The organism is Halalkalibacter suaedae (genome assembly GCF_017939705.1).
GTDB classification, from domain to species: domain Bacteria; phylum Bacillota; class Bacilli; order Bacillales; family Bacillaceae_D; genus Halalkalibacter; species Halalkalibacter suaedae.
Genome location: NZ_JAGKSQ010000001.1, coordinates 1 through 18,507, shown reverse-complemented (window position 1 = coordinate 18,507; position 18,507 = coordinate 1). Strand labels below are relative to the sequence as shown.

Sequence of the window (18,507 nt, the reverse complement as noted above, 5' to 3'; positions counted from 1 at the left end):
ATAAGAAAATGTGATAAAAAAAAGACCAGTTGAAAGGATTAGGTAGTTGAAAAATGTCACTCTATTTTTCAGCTACCTAAGAGCATTCAATGGTCTTTTATTTTAAGTGAGTGTTCGCCAAAACACTCCATATTTTACGGGAACCGCTTCGACCTTTTGCTGAAGCATAAGGGCTTTTAATTTTTTTGCGGCATCCTCCTCAGATAAATCGAAAACTACAGCGACTTCCTTTGTAGAGACAAAGTCATATCTTCTTAAAAATTCCTCTATAGTAATGGCTGGACAAGGTTCTGGTTTAAAACCAAGTAAATTTTCAAGAATGTCCTCATATACATGGAAAGCATAATTTCCGGTTACTTTGATCCCATCATCTTCATCATTAACATTAAAGAAAACAAAAGTAGGAACAACATCTACTTCCATTTCATTTGTTGTATGAATATCATTCTTTAATGCTTTTGCTGCATTAGGGGAAGATAGATCATTTTTGAACTCTTGAATATCTAGTCCTGCACTCTTGGCACATTCAAGTAATACGGTTTGCTCGGTAATGTTCTCTTTGTTCAGGAATAACGCTTCTCTCATTTTTCTAAGAAAACGTGTACCAGCTTGTGGTCCTTGCAGTTCGGCGGCTTTAATCGCGATTGAGGCCAAATAGGGAGACTGTATTTTGGTTTCTAACCAAATATCACCATCACAGGACATCCCAGAGGATTCAGCAATTCGTTCCCAAACTGCTGCAATCTTTTGTTTCGCCGTTGAAAGGCCCTTCGCTGTTTTCATGCAAGAATTCCAAGCCTCTAGTCGACCAGCAACTAGGATACGAAGTTTGAAATAATTTCCATACTTAACTTGTAATTTCTTCAGTATTGGTTCAAATGCCCAGCATTCCGCACAAAGTGGATCAATGAACGTATAAAGTTCAATTGGTTTATGGCGCTTAATCATTGATTGCTCATCAGGATGTAGACCACAAACGCCAAGCTGCTGATTACAAGATGTAGTTGAATCCTTTTGGTTCAATGGTCATTCTCCTTTCTTATGGATGGTTCACCATGTGATGGGCAGTCATTGTTAGTCGGTGTAACATATATTCACGAATCGTCTCTTCAATATTAATCTCATCCATAGCCTTCTCCATACACGCTAACCATCTTTCTGCTTGGATTGGAGTAATAATGAATGGCATATGTCGAGCTCGTAACATTGGATGTCCATGTTCTTCTGTATATAAGGATGGACCACCAAGAAACTGAGTTAGAAATTGTTTTTGTTTTCGAGCAGTTTCACCCAAATCATTTGGAAACAAAGGTGAAAGATCAGGGTCTTTTGAAACATTCGCATAAAATGAGTCGACTAAGCGAGACAAAACGTCCTCGCCACCTAGTAGCTCATATGGTGATAAATCTTGAGTCATGTTAATTCTCCTTTTGAAAGGAAGTTGTTGTTTAAACAATCATTCTTATATCATATTCTAGCAATATGACCTAGGAACATCAAATTTGACGATTTATTTTGACAAAAAAAAGGATGGCACAAAGATCGAACGACCTTAGTGACACCTGATTATAATCATTATTTACGTTGTTAAATAGGTATTATATACCTTTGGAACATAGGCTTGGGTTTCTTTAAATGGAGGGATTCCTCCGTGTTTATCTACATTCCCCGGACCTGCATTATAAGCTGCGAGAGCAAGTTGAATATTGCCATCATAACGATCAAGCATCTGTCTGAGGTATTTTGCTCCACCATTAATGTTTTGTTCTGGGTCAAGACTATTATGAACATTTAGCATACGAGCTGTTGCTGGCATTAGCTGCATAAGACCAGTCGCACCTGCATGACTTTTTGCTTGTGGATTGAAGTTGGATTCATGTTTTATAACTGAGTAAATTAGCTTTGGATCAAGATTGTATTTTTTTGCTGCACTTTCAATTAATGGTTGAAATTGAGTTTCACGCTCAGACAAAGTGCTGACTTTCAGCTCTGCTTTTGCCACAGGTGTTTGGCTAATAGGTGCTGCTTGAAAGGAGGCTTGATTTAGAAAAAGACCAGAATATCCTGAAAGACTAGGATTAGTAGGACTTGGATTTATATCTAGCTTGTCCATTTGTTCTTGTAAAAACGATGAGAACATTGATTGGAATATGTTTTGCTGCTTATTGATGTTCGATCTCATCTGCAATGCATGAATATTATTGACTTGCAGGAATGAAAGGTCCATACCATCCACCTCGTTATTATTCTATAAGAAAAATTAATGATTACTCCCATCATACCAGACCAGACTCAAGTCAACAATTGGTAGATTTCTCTATTGGTTCAATTCTAGTTTTCGTCTGAAAAAGCGACGAACTTTGTTTTCGGTAGCTATGAGTGATAGACCGTTTTCTCTTAGCATATCAGTTAGTGTTTGAAGTGCATGCTGTTCATCTTTTCCTTCAAATTCAATTTCATAATCTGACTGATCAAAGTACTCGCTTCTATCAAAACATAGTAATCCACTATTATAGTTTATTTCAATCCTATGGGTTGTTAATGTCCCGACATACCGTAATTCATTGATCGGAATTTGTAAAGAATTTAATTGGTCTTGGACGGCTCCTACTGGTATGATATGTTTTTTCTTTGCTGTTAACCATTCGTCGACCGTCAATGTTTGGTGCGTCTCAAGTTTCCCGATAGTGTGGGGTTGTTTTAAGGTAAGAGTGTATTGTCCATCTTTTTCACGAATTCGAAGTCCAGCACCCTTTTCTTTTAATGAAAAGTTGTTACTCTCAAAATAATGATTATGCTGACATATCGCATCCTTTTGGTTTAATCCAAATGCTTGTAATAAAGTGAGATATCCGTTTTTATCTACCATTGACTTTACTTCAATTTCAACTTCTTGACTCATCACATCACGTCCTCTTTTCGTTTATTGAAATAGTATGGCATAGTCGTTTTTAAACCTCAATGCCATAGGTACGTATCTACTTGAAATTATGGTACACTACTAATGGAATGAAATGATAGGTTTATTAGTGTGGAGGTTATAATGAAAAAGCTATATGTCACTCAAATTAAAGATGGTAATCCTTATATTGCCGAAATAGCAGAAACTCTAGATTTGCAAATAACAGAGCAATTGAAGGCTGGAGACAGAATGCTCGTTGACTCGGATCATCTTCATTTTATCTACATTCTTGAAGATGAAACTGAATTTTATTATGTTATGTTGTCGCAAGAAACTTGGCCACAATTAAAGAAATTCCGAGAAGAAGAAGCTGAATTTGTGTTGTTGTTAGCGAACGATTACAAGCTAACATTGACAAATTTGCGTGAAGAATTGAATTATCTCGTTGATAACATCGAAGGTAATGGAAATTATGGTGAAAAGATGGAGAAAGCTGTACAGGAATTATTTTTGTCGTAAATACATAAAGAAAAACCACGGATGGTGATTTGATGAGCAATTGGACAATTTTTTTGACTCCTTACAAGCAAGCAATTGAAGAGTTGAAAATTAAATTAAAGGGAATCCGCCAACAATATCAACAAACTTCAAAACATACGCCAATAGAGTTTGTAACAGCTAGAGTTAAGCCTGTTTCAAGTATTCTAGATAAAGCCAAACGTAAGAATATTCCTCTTGATCGACTTGAGGAAGAAATGCAAGATTTGGCTGGTGTAAGAATTGTCACTCAGTTTGTGGAAGATATTGAGAAGGTTGTCTCGCTCATTCGATCCAGACAGGATTTCGAGATTATAGAGGAACGTGACTATATTATCGAAAAGAAGCCTAGTGGATACCGTTCTTACCATCTCGTGTTGTGTTATCCAGTACAAACCATTAATGGAGAAAAGAAAGTTCTAGTTGAGATGCAGATCCGAACCCTTTCTATGAATTTTTGGGCTACAATCGAACATTCTCTAAATTATAAATATAGTGGGGAAATACCTGAAGATATCAAAATGAGGCTACAACGAGCAGCCGAAGCAGCATTTAGACTGGATGAAGAGATGTCGCTTATACGTGATGAAGTTAGAGATGCACAAGAAATCATTACGACTAAACAAGAGCTTGGTGGATAGCTATAAAGTGAGGAGGCAGGGGAAATGAAATTTACCGTAACTTCAAGAGGTGATGACATTTCAAATAGCTTGAAAAATCGAATTAACCAATACTTATCCGATTTTGGTCTAAAAGAGGATGCTTCTGAACCGGAACTTGTCATCACTGTTGGTGGTGACGGCACACTTTTACAGGCTTTTCATGACTATTCTGAGCGACTAGATGAAACTGCATTTGTAGGAATACATACGGGACATCTTGGTTTTTATGCGGATTGGATTCCTGAGGAAGTAGAAAAATTGGTTACTCACATTGCGAAGACACCGTATCATATTGTCGAATATCCTTTACTAGAAGTGATAATAAAAGCGAAAGACAAAGTAGAAAGACATCTCGCTTTGAACGAATGCACAATCAAAAGCATAGGTGGTTCTTTAGTAAGTAACGTTGATATTAAAGGAGACACATTCGAAATTTTTCGAGGGGATGGCCTTTGTATATCGACGCCTTCTGGAAGTACAGCATACAACAAGGCATTAGGTGGGGCGATCCTACACCCATCACTTCCAACCATTCAGATTTCAGAAATGGCTTCAATAAACAACCGAGTCTATCGAACAATCGGGTCACCACTTGTCTTACCACAACATCATACATGTTTATTAAAGCCACTTAATGATGTCGATATTCAAGTGACCGTTGATCACTATACGTTGGAGCATCGACGTATAACTTCCCTTCAATGTAGAGTGGCTGATGAAAAAATCCGATTTGCTCGTTTTAGACCATTTCCTTTTTGGAAACGAGTTAAGGAATCGTTCATCCGTGAATAAGTATGTAGCGAAACTTTCCTGGCAAGTTGGCTTGAGTGACGATGGGAAATTACTTAGAGAATTTTTACGTCAAACTTGCCAGATTTCTAAGCGTGGATTAGCTGACATAAAATTTAATGGGGGATTAATTCTTGTTAACGAAAAGGAAGTAACTGTTCGCTCAGTCATTTCAAAAGGTGATCTGGTCAGTCTTTATTTACCTACTGAGAAAGTCAGTGACACTTTACTCGCTGAACATATCAAGTTGGATATTTTGTACGAAGATGATCACTTCCTAGTAATTAATAAAAAGGCCGGAATGCCTACAATTCCTTCACGACTGTACACAGAAGGAACACTGGCCAATGCCGTAATAGGTTACTTCAATGAACAACAAATCTTAAGTACTTTTCATGCAGTGAATCGACTGGATAAGGACACATCTGGACTATTAGTCATTGCAAAACACCGCTTTGCCCATGATCAGTTATCAAAATGTCAGCAGGATGATAAGCTACATCGATACTACAAAGCAATTGTCCATGGTAAGCTAGTAAACAAAGAAGGAATCATTAATGCACCAATCGGACGGAATCCTGAAAGTATTATCACTAGAAAGATAAGAGAAGATGGAAAAAGGGCCATTACCTATTATGAGACAGAAGATGTTTTTGACGAATATAGCTTAGTTGCCATTAAGCTAGAGACTGGCAGAACACATCAGATTCGAGTGCATTTCTCATCAATTGATCATCCTCTTTTGGGGGATGATTTATACGGTGGAAGTAAGCTCATAATGAAACGTCAAGCTCTTCATTGTTACAAGGTAGAATTCACTCATCCTTTTCATCAACGCCAAGTGATTGTCGAAGCAGATTTGCCGGAGGATATGCTTCTCGTATTAGAGCAAGCAAGAGTAGAAGAATGAATACGGGTCTCAATAGGATCAACTCCTTATTGAGACCCGTTATTTATTGTCGCTTCTTTGTTTCAATGGTATATTCGTTAAGTAAAAGTTAATCAAAGGATTTGAATTTTTCTTGAACAAATGGTTGAAGGGAGTCAACATGAATAGTCGTTATCTCTGGGTAACGAAATGCACTTAGTGCACCACCGAAAATGCACCCAGTGTCTATATTTACACTTCGATTAATAAATCGAGGCTTACGGACGGGGGTGTGACCATATACAATCCATTCTTTCCCTTCATGTTTTTGAGCCCAGTCCCTTCTTATGGGGGTTCCATCTGGATTATTTTCCCCAGTAATGTCTCCATAAAGAACAAAGGTCTTCACCCGTTTGTTAACAGTACCGATATCTTCAGATCGAATGCCAGCATGTGCAATCACTAGTTGACGGTTATCGAGAACTTGGTATAAGGGAGATTTATCGACAAGAGTCAGGAATTGTTCTCTAATTCGATTGTATTCTTTTTTTGAAAGCTCCTTTAGTTCAGCGACGGTAGTTTCAAGGCCATGGGTGATTTGAACTTTTCTTCCTTGGAAATACCTGTATAATTTATCGCAATGGTTACCTGGAACATAGTAAGCCTGTCCAGCCTCGACTAATTGCGAAACGAGTTGGATAACAGCAACTGAGTTTGGCCCTCGATCTGTAAGATCACCAACAAATGCTAGCTTTCGATCTTGTTCATCTCTATGGACAAAATGGTTGTTCTTTTGGTATCCTAGTTTTTCTAAAAGTAGGAGAAGCTCTTCGTAACAACCGTGGATATCACCGATAATATCTATTTTCATATTATTCCTCCTAAAATTGAAGCTTTCAGTTGAGATAAGATAGTAATGAAACTTGATTTATCGAGGCTTTATGATACATAAAAAATAAGGAGGGACGTCCTCATTGCTATCACCAATTACAAATCCAGTTCTTATATTCGCTATTGCGATGGTTATTTTTCTCATTGCACCACTTATTATGAGAAGATTACGGATTCCGGGAATTATAGGACTCATTTTTGCAGGCGTTATCGTAGGACCAAATGGATTAGGGATTCTTGATCGCGATCCAACCATTGTGTTATTAGGTACGGTTGGATTACTGTATATTATTTTCATTGCTGGATTAGAAATTGATTTAGATGGTTTTAAGAAATATCGCGGTCGAAGCTTAACATTTGGCTTGCTATCGTTCAATCTTCCTTTTCTACTAGGAATAGGAGCCACATATTTTTATGGTTACCCTTTAGCTGCTGCGATATTACTGGGGTCGTTACTTGGTTCTCATACATTACTAGCATACCCGATTGCAAGTCGATTAGGAATTTCAAAAAATAAGGCTGTAACAACGTCCGTTGGGGGAAGTATCATGACTGATACTTTGGCGCTCCTAGTATTAGCAGTTGTAGCTGGTTCCACTCAAGGAGCCATATCTGTTGATTTTTGGTTCACCCTCATCCTTTCAATGGCGATCTATGTTGCAGCGATTTTTCTCATTGTACCGATTGTAACTAAATTTTTCTTTCGCACACTAAGCAGCGAAGGGGCTCTTGAATATGTATTCGTGATGGCTGTTCTATTCGTTTCTGCTTACTTTGCTACAGTAGCTGGTTTAGAACCAATTATTGGTGCCTTTTTAGCTGGCTTAGCATTGAATCGTTTTATTTTTGAACAAAGTCCTTTAATGAATCGAATTAAATTTATAGGGAATGCCTTATTTATTCCTTTCTTCCTACTTTCAGTGGGGATGTTAATGGATTTAAGAGTATTGATCTCGGAACCATCAGCCTGGATTACAGCATCTCTTGTCATTATTCTTGTTATTATCGGTAAGTATGTTGCTGCTTGGATCACAGGTAAGATATATAAATATACAAAAGAAGAAGTGAACCTTATTTTCGGGTTGACACTTCCTCAAGCTGCAGCAACCCTTGCAGCAACACTAGTAGGCTTTGATCTTGGACTATTTGATCAAGCAACTGTAAATGCTGTTATTGTTATGATTTTAGTCACATGTATGATTGGTCCATACCTTGTTGAGAAGAATGCTAGATCGATTGTTCTTCAAGAAGAGCAAATGCCGTATGAGCCATCTAGTGCACCACTTAGAGTCATGGTGCCTATTGCCAATCCAGATACAATGGAATCATTAATGGATTTAGCCTTTATTATTAGAGGGCAGTCAAGTGAGTCACTATATACCTTATCTGTAGCCCAGGGAGCGGTTGAAGATTCTTCGTCGAAAATTGTTGAAGCTGAAAAATTACTTGGTCATGCAGTGACGTATGCTGCTGGAGCAGAGGTTCCAATTCATATGTTAACGCGTGTTGATCCTAATATTACTACAGGAATGATTCGAGCAATGGAAGAAACAAGAATCACAACTGCTGTCATAGGCTGGAACGGGAAGCTTTCGACACCGCAAAAGATATTTGGTGGGATATTGGATCAATTACTTGAGCGAACATCGCAAATGGTTCTAGTATCAAAGTTAGGTCATCCTTTAAACACAACAAAACGAATTGTAATTATTATTCCTGCTGGATTTGATCATAAATTGGGTTTCTATGAACCAATTAGAGTAGCTAAAAAAATGGCCAATCAGCTTGGGGCAACTATTTCTGTCTATGTCATTAAAGATGAGACATTGGTCTATAAAAAAGGATTCCAAAAAGTGAAACCAGATGCTCAGGTGACTTTAACTAAACTAGAAAATTGGAATGAATGGCATCAGAAACATATGCCGCTTTTGAAAGTGGATGATGTTGTTCTTGTCTTTAGTGCGAGAAGAGGAACAGTTGCTTGGCACCCGCAACTAGAGAGACTTCCGAGGGTCTTAGCCAATGCCAATCCTAAGAGCTTTATCATGATGTATCCACAAGAAGAGCAAAAGGTTGATTTACGAGGAACAAGAGGGATGGAAGTACCAAAAACATTTCTATCAAATAAATCCTATGATTAAACTTAGTAAGATGTCCATATCTTCTCGGCGAAAGCTTAGAAATATGGGCATTTTTCTATCCTAGGGGCGAAGGTTCTTTAGTATTGTTTTTTGTGATTTGTGGGATGATAAGTGCAAACTCATTGGAAGGAAGGGGTCATCATGGATATTTTTGTTACTTGTCCTAAGTGCACAAACCAACATCAGATAACTGCTGTACTTACTGCTCAATCAAATCAAAATGTGATCTACACATGTCCTACATGTCAGTATGAGCAAAAGAATATCGAAACAAAGAAGGGTTGAAGAAAAAAAAGTTGAACATTAGAGAGAGAGATTTGTGCTATAATAATTAGTACTTGGTATTAAGAACAACTAACAATGGAGGGGAAGAAATGATTCAATTATCTCTAGAAAATCGTACATATGTCGTCATGGGAGTAGCAAATAAACGCAGTATTGCATGGGGGATAGCTCAGTCACTAGCAAATGCAGGTGCAAAGCTAATTTTTACATACGCAGGGGAACGATTAGAAAAAAATGTTCGCAGCTTAATGGAAACCCTTGATCGAGACGACCATATTATTTTACCTTGTGATGTGACAGATGATGCAGAAATCGAGAAGACGTTTGCTCAAATTAAGGAAGAAGTTGGTACGATTCACGGAATCGCTCATTGTATTGCCTTTGCTAATAAGGAAGAGCTTGAAGGTGAGTATTTGAATACAACTCGTGAAGGATTCCTATTAGCACAAAATATTAGTGCTTATTCATTAACTGCGGTTACAAAGGCTGCACGACCACTTATGGCTGAAGGTGGTAGTATTGTTACACTAACATATTTGGGTGGAGAAAGAGTCGTTCGTAATTATAATGTTATGGGAGTTGCCAAGGCGTCTCTAGATGCTAGTGTGAAATATTTAGCAAATGATTTAGGGAAAGAAAACATCCGTGTTAATGCGATCTCAGCTGGTCCAATTCGAACATTGGCAGCAAAAGGAATCGGTGGCTTTAATGATGTTCTTAAGGAGATTGAAGAACGTGCCCCTCTTCGTCGAACAACAACCCAAGAGGAAGTCGGAGATACGGCTCTCTTTTTGATGAGTGACCTATCTAGAGGAATTACGGGTGAAATGATTCACGTAGATAGCGGTTATAATATTTTATCATTATAAGTAAAAGGTGTCCTAAGATTAACAGTAATCTTAGGACACCTTTTTGAATTATGTTACCAGATGTGGCGGAGCGGATAGGCCAGCCATGGTCGAATATGGACAGGGCGGGATTGATAGTGAGTATGTTGTTGTACTGGCTCTCTTTTGTAAAAGAGTGTGACAACATGGCCCTCCGGAATTACTGTTTGATTATTGTTACTGAGGAAGTGTGAGGATTCAATAATTTCTTGCTTTTCTTTTAAATAAATTTTCATTGTTTTCACAGAATCTCCGTTACTCTCATCGGAGTGAATTTCTTTTTCATATTGTTTTACCGCATCTTGAAATAATTCGAATGCTTCTTTTAAATGCTGTTTCGTTTCATTTTCCATTTTGACACCCCTAACTAGAAATGATTTGTAAAGTATATGAGGCTTATCCATATTTAGTCATGTTAATTATTTCAAAGATGACTCATACTATTAGTCCTCGTCTCGTATAGTGATTATATAAATCATTTAAAGGGAAGGAGAGCTTGCGACATGACAAAACGTGCATTCCCATTATTGTATATCTACCAGCCAAAGGAAATCGAGGTTGAGGCAGAAAACCAGTTATTTGTTTATCATAAGTGGAAAAATGAAGAGGAATCTGTTGAGGAACAGGTGGAGGAATTACTGGGATCCAATGAACAGGAATATGAAGTGAATTTAGCCAAGATCCAAGAAGGAATATTGATGGAAGACCAACTCCAGTTGCTGCAACAGAATCAAGGGAATAAGCTTGATTTGAAAGTAGCTGATGCGGTTTATACAGGAACGGTAAGTGTCGAAGGAAACTTAGTATTTTGCCAAACAGAAGCTAACCCTGAACAACGATTGGAATTTAATCTTGATCAAGTAGAATCGGTGAAAATGTCGGAGAATTAACATGTATTTGTTTAAGAGGCTGGGACAAAAGTGATTTAACTAATAGAAAATTCGAACAATGGTAGTTAGCGGACATAAACTGCTCCTGAAATATACTTCGCTTTCCGCGGGAAGCCGGTGAGACTCCTCGTGCTTCTGCACTGCGGGGCCTCACCTTTGGCTTTATCATGAGGCCACTAAAAAAGGTGTGATTTCCACCTTTTTTAGTGGCCTTTAAGCAATGAGCGAAACCGTTGCATTGTCTTAAGCCTTGCTATGAGTGGGTTTCTCATAGCAGACGTGCAACGAGTGGAGCCATTGCTTCTTCCTCGAATCTGCTCAAAGGGACTTTTTCAGTGGTCTCTTTATCATCCCGCGGGAGTCTACGTATATTTCATCCGCTACATGATTGCTTGCTCGGTTTTTAAGTTAGACACTTTAGTTATGTCCCAGCCTCTTTAAGAATATGAGAATAGTAATAGTGCGTGTATATTTAAGGTCTTTCACCCCATTCATGAAAGAACTGCTGAAGGAATTCTTCAAGAAAGTGATGCCTTTTTTCAGCACGTTTTTTTCCTTCTTTTGTGTTCATTAAATCCTTTAGTCTAAGTAGTTTTTCATAAAAATGACCAACCGCACTAGAAGGGATTTTACGATATTCATCGACCGTCATCGTATCACGGTGGGCGAATTCTGGGTTATACATTTGGTGACCTTTGTTTCCAGCATACATAAATGTTCGGGCAACTCCGATGGCACCTAAGGCATCAAGTCTATCTGCATCTTGAACAATTTGAGCTTCCAATGATTCAACTGGCTTTTGACCTCCACCTTTAAATGAGATCGTCTTAATAATAGTGAGGATATGCTGACGATCGGACTCATCTATATCCATCTTTTGTAGCCAGTTTGTCACCTGCTGAATCCCTTCAATTTCATCTGCAACGACCTTATCGTCGATTAAATCATGAAGTAGAGAGGCTAATGTAACAATTAGCATGCTCCCCCCCTCGATTGCTGCAATTTCTTGGGCTTGTCTTGTCACACGTCTAATATGTTCCCAATCATGGCCAGAAGATTCATGCTTAAGTTGCACCATCACCCATGCTTCTGTATCTGAAATGATTTTATTATTCATGGCATTTATCCTCTCACAGTTGATTTAGTCGATGCTGCTAACCGATTTAACTCTCGAGCGAAACGTGAGCGAATAGCCTTTTTGCCTTTTCGTCTAGAAGGGATAGAGATCGCTAATGTGTCAATCGCCCTTGTCATTGCGACATACATCAATCTCCGTTCTTCCTCAAGAGGTTTGTCATTGCCCTCACGCCATGCATCAAGTGCATAATCATGAGGAAGGCCACCTTCAACTGCACCAACAATATAAACATGGTTATACTCAAGACCTTTGGAGCGATGAATAGTTAAAAGCTGAATCGCTTCGTCAGTTGTTTTTTGAGTTCGGTGTTCATCATATTTTGCGATCATATGATTAATATAATCTAAAAAACCAACAATCGTTTCATGAAGGTTAGCAACGACCTTTAAGTCCCGAACATCATCTGAACCACGTTCCATCTTGTTTCCTTCGTTGCCTTGCTTCTTTACATAATCAGCAAAGCCCATTTCCTGTTCAATAAAGTTAATTGCGTCTAGAGGAGATTGTTTTATTAACTCTTTGAACTTTCCAGGTAAGGACTGAAGTTTTTTTAGCTGAAAAGGCTGCAGTCCCTGAATAAGAGGAAGGGCTTCAACAAGTGTACAATCATTAATAATGCTAAGAGCTTTCACCTCTTGGACAACCTGTTGCTTTAAGAAAAGTGCCCCAATTAATTCTTTAATTGCTTCAGTATCATCAGGATTGATTGATAACTTCATATAGGACAACACTTTGCGGACTGCTTTGCGACGATAAAAGGATTCACCATCAATTTCGAGTTGAAATGGTAGAGTTGATTCAATTAATCGCTCAACTAAAGCACGGGCAGATGTGTTTGTTCTAAACAGAATAGCGAAATCTGAAGGCTTGCTTCCTTTTTCAATTTTTTGTTTCATATCTGTAACAATCATCGTTGCTTCTTCTTCTTCATCGTATGGAAAAAAAAGAAAAGGAACGTTGGTGGTCGATCGCTGTGCAACCAATTCTTTTTGGAATCTTGTTCGATTTGTCGCAATGACGTTATTGGCAACCGAGACAATTTCATGATTTGAACGGTAATTCTGGTCCAAAATAACTGTCTTTGCATTCGGATAGGCACGATTGAAATTCAGGATATACGTTGGATCACTTCCACGGAACGCGTAGATTGACTGGTCATCATCTCCAACAACGCAAATATTCTTAGATTTGGTCAGCATCGTTAACAGCTCATATTGAACTTTGTTTGTATCTTGAAATTCGTCTACAGAAACATAGGAGAACCGTTTTTGGTATCGTTGTAGTATCTGAGGTTGTTCAAGAAAGAGGTCATATACACCTAAAAGCATGTCATCAAAGTCAAACATTCCTTTTGATTTTCTCATCTCTTCATAGCGTTTGTATAAGTATGATACCTTTTCTTCCCATGGACTAGTTGCTTCGACCTGTTCTGGTGAAAGAAGATGATTTTTCCACCAGCTTATTTGTGTCAAGGCTTGATCAAAAGCAAACTCTTTTTCATCAAGGGTTATTTCTCGGCCGGCTTCTTTAATCATGGCTTGTCTTTGCCAGTCCATCTTTAAGAGGGATGAAGGTGCCCAGGTTTGTGGATCATGATGGAGTAAAATTTTATAGAATATACTATGGAAGGTCCCGATCATCAATTGCCGGAGAATGGAAGCATCAATTCCAGGGTATATTGCCATACGTTCTTTCATTTCTTTTGCAGCCTTTGCAGTAAACGTAACGAGAATGAACTCTTTAGGTGCATAGTGAAGCTCAGTGAGCATATATGCAGTTCTCGTTGTAAGTACTCTTGTTTTTCCGCTACCCGCACCAGCTAATATGAGTAGAGGCCCTTCAGTAGTCGTAACGGCGGACCACTGTGCATCATCAAGCAAGATTCCACTGTCTGCTAATGTTTGACGATAGCCTGTCCATGAATGGGTTGAGGAGTGAGTCTTGTTAAAGGTTGGTAATGCACGTGCATTTTCTGGCTCTTTCCAATGGCCTTCATGTTCAGACTGACTATCAGTAATTGTTTTCTTTACAGGTAGGTTAAACCCATTTATGTTGTTTATTTCAATTTCTGCTTCATTTAGTTTGTTCGATAATTTCGTTTCCATTACCTTAGCAGTGTGTATACATTCTTCTGTCGCTCTCGTATGAATAAATGTTGGTGGCTCGCAAATGCTTATTTGAAACCGCATTGGGCTTTGGCAATGTATACATGTGACTTGTTGACGAATACTAGCATTATACAATTGTTGCCACTTTTCTCTTTCGAAGGTGGATAAACTAATTACGTTTTCTTGATAGTATGCTACTTGCATGAAATCAGTTCTCCTCTCGTTCAGCCATCACATCTATCGTAGCAAATTTAGACGTAAGTGTGGATTCTTTTTTTTGAAAGTTTAAAGGTAAATAAAATTAATTGACATAAAAGGAGGGAAAATGGATGCTATCATTTTTTCTTTTAGGTTGTCTCGTTACAGGAATTGCAATGACTCTTTTCTTGATGGGGTTCTTCATTGAAGGACAGTTTCTGTTTGGACCGTTCATCGCATTTATCATTGGGTTGAATTATATAGTAATTGCCTACGGACAGATAAGGAAGAGCAGAGTACCGGATGAACAAAGCGGGAATTAACTGATCACTAATGTTATTTTCCAACTTCTTGTAACAAGGGGAGCGTTATGAAAAAGAGAGTCGGACAATGTGAGTTATGTGAACGACAGGATGTAGAGCTTACGATTCATCATTTAACCCCAAAGGAGGAAGGTGGAACGTTCCTCCCGACAGTCCAACTATGTATTCCTTGCCACAAACAAATTCATGCTCTTTACACGAATAAGGAAATTTGTGAGCGATTAACCTCTATTGAGAGACTGAGGGATGATGAAGAATTAAAACGTTTTATTAAATGGATAAGAAAACAACCTTCAACAAGTTTAATCAGAATAAAGAAGTCTAATGAAAGAAAGCGAAAATCAAAACGATGATTTTCGCTTTTCATATGAGTAAGAAGAATTAGTTCGTGGATCTTTAAGTGATGACGTACAGAATGGACATTTCGTCGCTTTAAAAGCAATAGTATTACAACAATGCGGACATTTCTTTGTCTTCATTTCGAGTAATGGGTCTTCATCTGGTCTTCGTATGCGATTAATTTGGCGGACAACTAAAAATAAAACGAAAGCAACGATTATAAAATGAACAGCGTGGTTTAAGAATATTCCGTAATTTAACATAGGGACTCCAGCCTCTTCAGCTTCAGCAAAAGTATTAAAACGCCTATCAGAGAGGTTTAAATACAAATTAGAAAAATCAACTTGTCCAAATAGCAGACTAAATGGCGGCATAATTACGTCATCAACAAGTGATTCAATGATTTTGGCAAATGTCGTTCCGATAATCACTCCGATACTCAAGTCAACGACATTTCCTCGCACAGCAAATTCCCTAAACTCTCTTAAGATTCTCATAAGAACACCTCTATAAAAAAGAATTCACTGTAACCATATGCTTGTCATAATGAATTATGAACAAATGAAAAAGCCAAGAGGATGATCCTCTTGGCTTTTCATGACTGGGCTAGCTGGATTCGAACCAACGCATAACAGAGTCAAAGTCTGTTGCCTTACCACTTGGCGATAGCCCATCGATTAATACTTTCCTGCCCGACAATAAATAGTATAGACGTTTTGAAAAAACAATATACACAAAAAAGGAAATCAATTTATATTGTAGAATGTATTTTATATATATAAGGAAAGAGGTGAAGTTGTTGCAAGATATTGAACGGTTTAGTTTATCTTTAATTGATGAAGCGATAAGTAGTAAAGCCACAGATATTCACTTCCTGTCTGAAAGTAAGCAATGTCTTATTTTTTATCGCCTCCATGGTCGATTTGAAAAATGGAAAGAACTGAAACTGAGTATTGGCGAAAGACTGATTAGCCATTTAAAGTATCGTTCAGGCATGGATATTGGTGAAAAGCGTAAGCCACAAAGCTCCGCAATGCAGCATCGTAAACAATCCTCAATCTATTCTCTTCGACTCTCAACATTACCTAATAGAGATAAGGAAAGCCTAGTAATTCGAATTCTCCCACACACAACCCCCTATTCAATCACTTCTCTATCTATTCTTCCCAAAATGAAATCGGTCCTGGACGATGTTTGTTCTTTCACAAGTGGCTTATGTCTTTTTTCGGGTCCTACCGGTTCAGGAAAATCGACAACAATGTATGCACTAATCGAACAAATCACCCAGCTGGAATGTAAGTCTATTATTACAATTGAAGATCCTGTAGAACGTCCCCTAACTAATGTTGTTCAGGCAGAGATCAATCTCAAAGCTGGACTGACGTATGAGACGGTTCTTAGAGCAAGCCTTAGGCACGATCCAGATGTAATACTAATTGGAGAGATCCGAGATGAGATAACAGCGTCCCTTGCCATTCGAGCTTCACTTACAGGGCATTTAGTTCTGGCAACTGTTCATGCAAATACTTGTTACTCGGCAATAATGAGAATGATGAACCTGGGTGTAGATCCGAAAGATTTAGCTGAGTGTTGTAGATTGGTCTCAACTCAGCAGTTAGTAACAACCTATTGTTGGTTCTGTGATGGAGAATGTAGTATTACCTGCAAAAAGTACCGTGATAAGGCAAGAGGGGCCTTATTTAGTGTGTTAAGGGGCAAACAACTAACTAATGCAATAGAGAAGCAGGAAGGGGATAAAAGTGAATTGATAAAACAAGCAAAAAAGGCTTGGGCCCTCGGCTTTCTTAGTGAAAAAGAGCTATGGAGGTTTCTAAATGGTTAGATTTCATTTGAGAAGTGATACTATGAAAAGGATCCCGAATGTTTTGAAAAGAATAGGACGATTGTTGGAACAGGGTTACCCTTTAGACATTTCCCTCATCTTCATTAAACAGTATGTCCCTAAACAAATAGAGCACAGCTTGGATGTTGTTTTGGCACATCTCAAGGAAGGTTATACGATTCACGAGAGTTTCTCTCTTATAAAAGTACCAAAAAGCACGCTTCTTTTTCTGTATTTTTATGAAAAACAAGGCGATATTTCTCAAGGTTTCATTCAAGCGGGAACCTATTTAGAGCAACAAATGAAATTTAAACATCAGTTTCTAAAATTAATTAGTTACCCACTAATTTTAATAAGCTTTTGTTTGTTTCTACTTGGGTTCATGTATCAGTTTGTCCTTCCGAATTTCAAATCTTATTTCCTAACCACTCAATCCTCTTCGATATACTCAGAGCTTTTGCTACAAGGGGTATACTATCTCCCTTATACTCTCCCACTCATTTTCATTTCCTTACTTGTGGTCTTTGGTTTTTACTATATTAAATTAAAAGCAAAATCGGCTTACGATTTAGCTTTACACTTTATATCCGTTCCTATCTTAGGTATGTTCCTTCAGACGCTTATTACTTATTTCTTCTCATTACAGTTAGGTAGACTTTTGTGTGCGGGGATGTCTATTAAGCAATCCTTACAGCAGTTTGAGCAGCAGAATTATTATTCATTATTTCAATTAGAAGGGATAAACTTAATGAATGGTCTTCGCGAAGGATATACGTTACCTGATTTAATAAGAGTGTCACCTTTATATTTGAAGGAACTAGGATTTGTCTTAGAAAATGGATCGAAAACAGGGTATTTAGCTACAGATTTAATTCAGTACAGTGAGATTCTTTATTTGGAATTAGAATACTTAATTCAAAAGTACTTGAAAAGAATCCAACCAGTTGCATTTTTAGTTGTAGGTGGATTTGTTTTTTTATTATTTTTATTAACGCTCATGCCTATTTATGAAATGATGAATAATGTTTAGGAAGTAGGAAAGCTTACTAGTCTTTCTCTTCATTTGGAGGGGGGAGAGAGGCTAGCTTATGTTTTTTCGGAAAAACTCTTGCATTTATATTTTGTTTTGTGTTATATTAAAAAACGTCGCTGAACGAGTTGTTTTCGACAAAGAAAAAAGCTGTTGACATCGACATTGAGATTTGTTATGATATTAAAGTCGCTGTTGAACAGGCGGCGAACGAGTTCTTTGAAAACTGAACAAAAGCCAAGCGAAATAGAGATTTTACTGTTGATTTCAACAGTAATGATATCTCGTCAATTTAGACTTTTTTAAAAAGTCAGCAACAAGTATTGAGCTATTTAAACTCAAACCAATTTTATGGAGAGTTTGATCCTGGCTCAGGACGAACGCTGGCGGCGTGCCTAATACATGCAAGTCGAGCGGACTAATGGGAGCTTGCTCCCAGAGGTTAGCGGCGAACGGGTGAGTAACACGTGGGCAACCTGCCCTGTAGACTGGGATAACATCGAGAAATCGGTGCTAATACCGGATAATAATAGGAACTGCATAGTTCTCATTTAAAAGATGGCTCCGGCTATCACTACAGGATGGGCCCGCGACGCATTAGCTAGTTGGTAAGGTAACGGCTTACCAAGGCGACGATGCGTAGCCGACCTGAGAGGGTGATCGGCCACACTGGGAC

The 18,507-nt window shown here is 38.1% G+C and carries 21 protein-coding genes, 1 tRNA gene and 1 rRNA gene; 13 read left to right on the top strand and 10 right to left on the bottom strand.

Annotated elements, in window-relative coordinates; all coding sequences use genetic code 11:
- Positions 1–102: 102 nt before the first annotated feature.
- From J7W16_RS00115 to J7W16_RS00100, 4 genes are all read right to left on the bottom strand, one after another.
- Positions 103–1,023: a ClpXP adapter SpxH family protein gene (locus tag J7W16_RS00115; RefSeq protein WP_246879778.1), complete on the bottom strand. Its 921-nt coding sequence runs from the start codon at positions 1,021–1,023 to the stop codon at positions 103–105.
- Positions 1,024–1,039: 16 nt separating this feature from the next.
- Positions 1,040–1,417, bottom strand: a complete 378-nt coding sequence (locus J7W16_RS00110) for a globin domain-containing protein (protein ID WP_210594900.1) — start codon at positions 1,415–1,417, stop codon at positions 1,040–1,042.
- Between the two features lie 162 nt (positions 1,418–1,579).
- Positions 1,580–2,227, bottom strand: coding sequence for a lytic transglycosylase domain-containing protein (locus J7W16_RS22055; RefSeq protein WP_210594899.1), 648 nt, complete (start codon positions 2,225–2,227; stop codon positions 1,580–1,582).
- Positions 2,228–2,317: 90 nt separating this feature from the next.
- A complete protein-coding gene (locus tag J7W16_RS00100) occupies positions 2,318–2,902 on the bottom strand; it encodes a CYTH domain-containing protein (RefSeq protein WP_210595881.1) in 585 nt (194 codons plus the stop codon).
- A 141-nt stretch (positions 2,903–3,043) separates the two neighbouring features.
- Between J7W16_RS00100 and J7W16_RS00095 the strand changes: the two genes are divergently transcribed.
- The 4 genes from J7W16_RS00095 to J7W16_RS00080 are packed head-to-tail and all read left to right on the top strand — an operon-like array spanning position 3,044 to position 5,800.
- Positions 3,044–3,421, top strand: coding sequence for a UPF0738 family protein (locus J7W16_RS00095; RefSeq protein WP_210594898.1), 378 nt, complete (start codon positions 3,044–3,046; stop codon positions 3,419–3,421).
- Between the two features lie 32 nt (positions 3,422–3,453).
- On the top strand, positions 3,454–4,080 hold the full coding sequence (gene yjbM / locus J7W16_RS00090) for a GTP diphosphokinase (protein WP_210594897.1): 627 nt from the start codon (positions 3,454–3,456) through the stop codon (positions 4,078–4,080).
- 24 nt (positions 4,081–4,104) lie between these two features.
- Positions 4,105–4,893: an NAD kinase gene (locus J7W16_RS00085; RefSeq protein WP_210594896.1), complete on the top strand. Its 789-nt coding sequence runs from the start codon at positions 4,105–4,107 to the stop codon at positions 4,891–4,893.
- Positions 4,886–5,800: an RluA family pseudouridine synthase gene (locus tag J7W16_RS00080; RefSeq protein ID WP_346726883.1), complete on the top strand. Its 915-nt coding sequence runs from the start codon at positions 4,886–4,888 to the stop codon at positions 5,798–5,800. Before J7W16_RS00085 ends, J7W16_RS00080 begins: the two co-directional genes overlap by 8 nt.
- Before the next feature lie 88 nt (positions 5,801–5,888).
- On the opposite strand, the gene prpE is transcribed toward J7W16_RS00080, so the two are convergent.
- A complete protein-coding gene (gene prpE / locus J7W16_RS00075; RefSeq protein WP_210594894.1) occupies positions 5,889–6,629 on the bottom strand; it encodes a bis(5'-nucleosyl)-tetraphosphatase PrpE in 741 nt (246 codons plus the stop codon).
- A gap of 103 nt (positions 6,630–6,732) precedes the next feature.
- Here prpE and J7W16_RS00070 point away from each other — a divergent pair, with 103 nt between their 5' ends.
- The 3 genes from J7W16_RS00070 to fabI all read left to right on the top strand — a co-directional run bounded on the left by J7W16_RS00070 (position 6,733) and on the right by fabI (position 9,944).
- Positions 6,733–8,790 carry a cation:proton antiporter gene (locus J7W16_RS00070; RefSeq protein WP_346726882.1) on the top strand — a complete coding sequence of 686 codons (2,058 nt, stop codon included), beginning with the start codon at positions 6,733–6,735 and terminating at the stop codon, positions 8,788–8,790.
- A gap of 141 nt (positions 8,791–8,931) precedes the next feature.
- Positions 8,932–9,075: a hypothetical protein gene (locus J7W16_RS00065; RefSeq protein WP_210594893.1), complete on the top strand. Its 144-nt coding sequence runs from the start codon at positions 8,932–8,934 to the stop codon at positions 9,073–9,075.
- Between the two features lie 92 nt (positions 9,076–9,167).
- Entirely contained in the window at positions 9,168–9,944 is a 777-nt protein-coding gene (gene fabI / locus J7W16_RS00060; protein WP_210595879.1) for an enoyl-ACP reductase FabI, read from the top strand.
- Positions 9,945–9,997: 53 nt separating this feature from the next.
- Here the strand turns inward: fabI and J7W16_RS00055 are convergent, their stop codons facing one another.
- On the bottom strand, positions 9,998–10,315 hold the full coding sequence (locus J7W16_RS00055) for a hypothetical protein (protein WP_210594892.1): 318 nt from the start codon (positions 10,313–10,315) through the stop codon (positions 9,998–10,000).
- 150 nt (positions 10,316–10,465) lie between these two features.
- Between J7W16_RS00055 and J7W16_RS00050 the strand changes: the two genes are divergently transcribed.
- Positions 10,466–10,852 carry a hypothetical protein gene (locus J7W16_RS00050; RefSeq protein WP_210594891.1) on the top strand — a complete coding sequence of 129 codons (387 nt, stop codon included), beginning with the start codon at positions 10,466–10,468 and terminating at the stop codon, positions 10,850–10,852.
- A 472-nt stretch (positions 10,853–11,324) separates the two neighbouring features.
- Here J7W16_RS00050 and J7W16_RS00045 read toward each other — a convergent pair whose 3' ends face one another.
- Both J7W16_RS00045 and J7W16_RS00040 read right to left on the bottom strand, forming a co-directional pair.
- Positions 11,325–11,969: an HD domain-containing protein gene (locus J7W16_RS00045; RefSeq protein ID WP_210594890.1), complete on the bottom strand. Its 645-nt coding sequence runs from the start codon at positions 11,967–11,969 to the stop codon at positions 11,325–11,327.
- A 5-nt stretch (positions 11,970–11,974) separates the two neighbouring features.
- Complete coding sequence (locus J7W16_RS00040) at positions 11,975–14,302, bottom strand: ATP-dependent helicase (protein WP_210594889.1); 2,328 nt, start codon at positions 14,300–14,302, stop codon at positions 11,975–11,977.
- A 125-nt stretch (positions 14,303–14,427) separates the two neighbouring features.
- Here J7W16_RS00040 and J7W16_RS00035 point away from each other — a divergent pair, with 125 nt between their 5' ends.
- Together J7W16_RS00035 and J7W16_RS00030 are read left to right on the top strand one after the other, a co-directional pair.
- Positions 14,428–14,619, top strand: coding sequence for a hypothetical protein (locus J7W16_RS00035; protein WP_210594888.1), 192 nt, complete (start codon positions 14,428–14,430; stop codon positions 14,617–14,619).
- Positions 14,620–14,666: 47 nt separating this feature from the next.
- Positions 14,667–14,972, top strand: coding sequence for an HNH endonuclease (locus J7W16_RS00030; RefSeq protein ID WP_210594887.1), 306 nt, complete (start codon positions 14,667–14,669; stop codon positions 14,970–14,972).
- Here J7W16_RS00030 and mscL read toward each other — a convergent pair.
- The gene (gene mscL, locus J7W16_RS00025; RefSeq protein ID WP_210595878.1) at positions 14,961–15,449 is read right to left on the bottom strand and encodes a large conductance mechanosensitive channel protein MscL; all 489 of its coding nucleotides are present in this window, start codon (positions 15,447–15,449) and stop codon (positions 14,961–14,963) included. The genes J7W16_RS00030 and mscL overlap by 12 nt on opposite strands.
- 110 nt (positions 15,450–15,559) lie before the next feature.
- Positions 15,560–15,631, bottom strand: a tRNA-Gln gene (locus J7W16_RS00020).
- A gap of 126 nt (positions 15,632–15,757) precedes the next feature.
- Here J7W16_RS00020 and comGA point away from each other — a divergent pair.
- From comGA to J7W16_RS00005, 3 genes are all read left to right on the top strand, one after another.
- Complete coding sequence (gene comGA / locus J7W16_RS00015) at positions 15,758–16,801, top strand: competence type IV pilus ATPase ComGA (RefSeq protein WP_210594886.1); 1,044 nt, start codon at positions 15,758–15,760, stop codon at positions 16,799–16,801.
- Positions 16,794–17,831, top strand: a complete 1,038-nt coding sequence (gene comGB, locus J7W16_RS00010; RefSeq protein WP_210594885.1) for a competence type IV pilus assembly protein ComGB — start codon at positions 16,794–16,796, stop codon at positions 17,829–17,831. The genes comGA and comGB overlap by 8 nt, the downstream gene beginning before the upstream one ends.
- Positions 17,832–18,179: 348 nt before the next feature.
- A 16S ribosomal RNA gene (locus J7W16_RS00005) occupies positions 18,180–18,507 on the top strand; the annotation flags it as partial.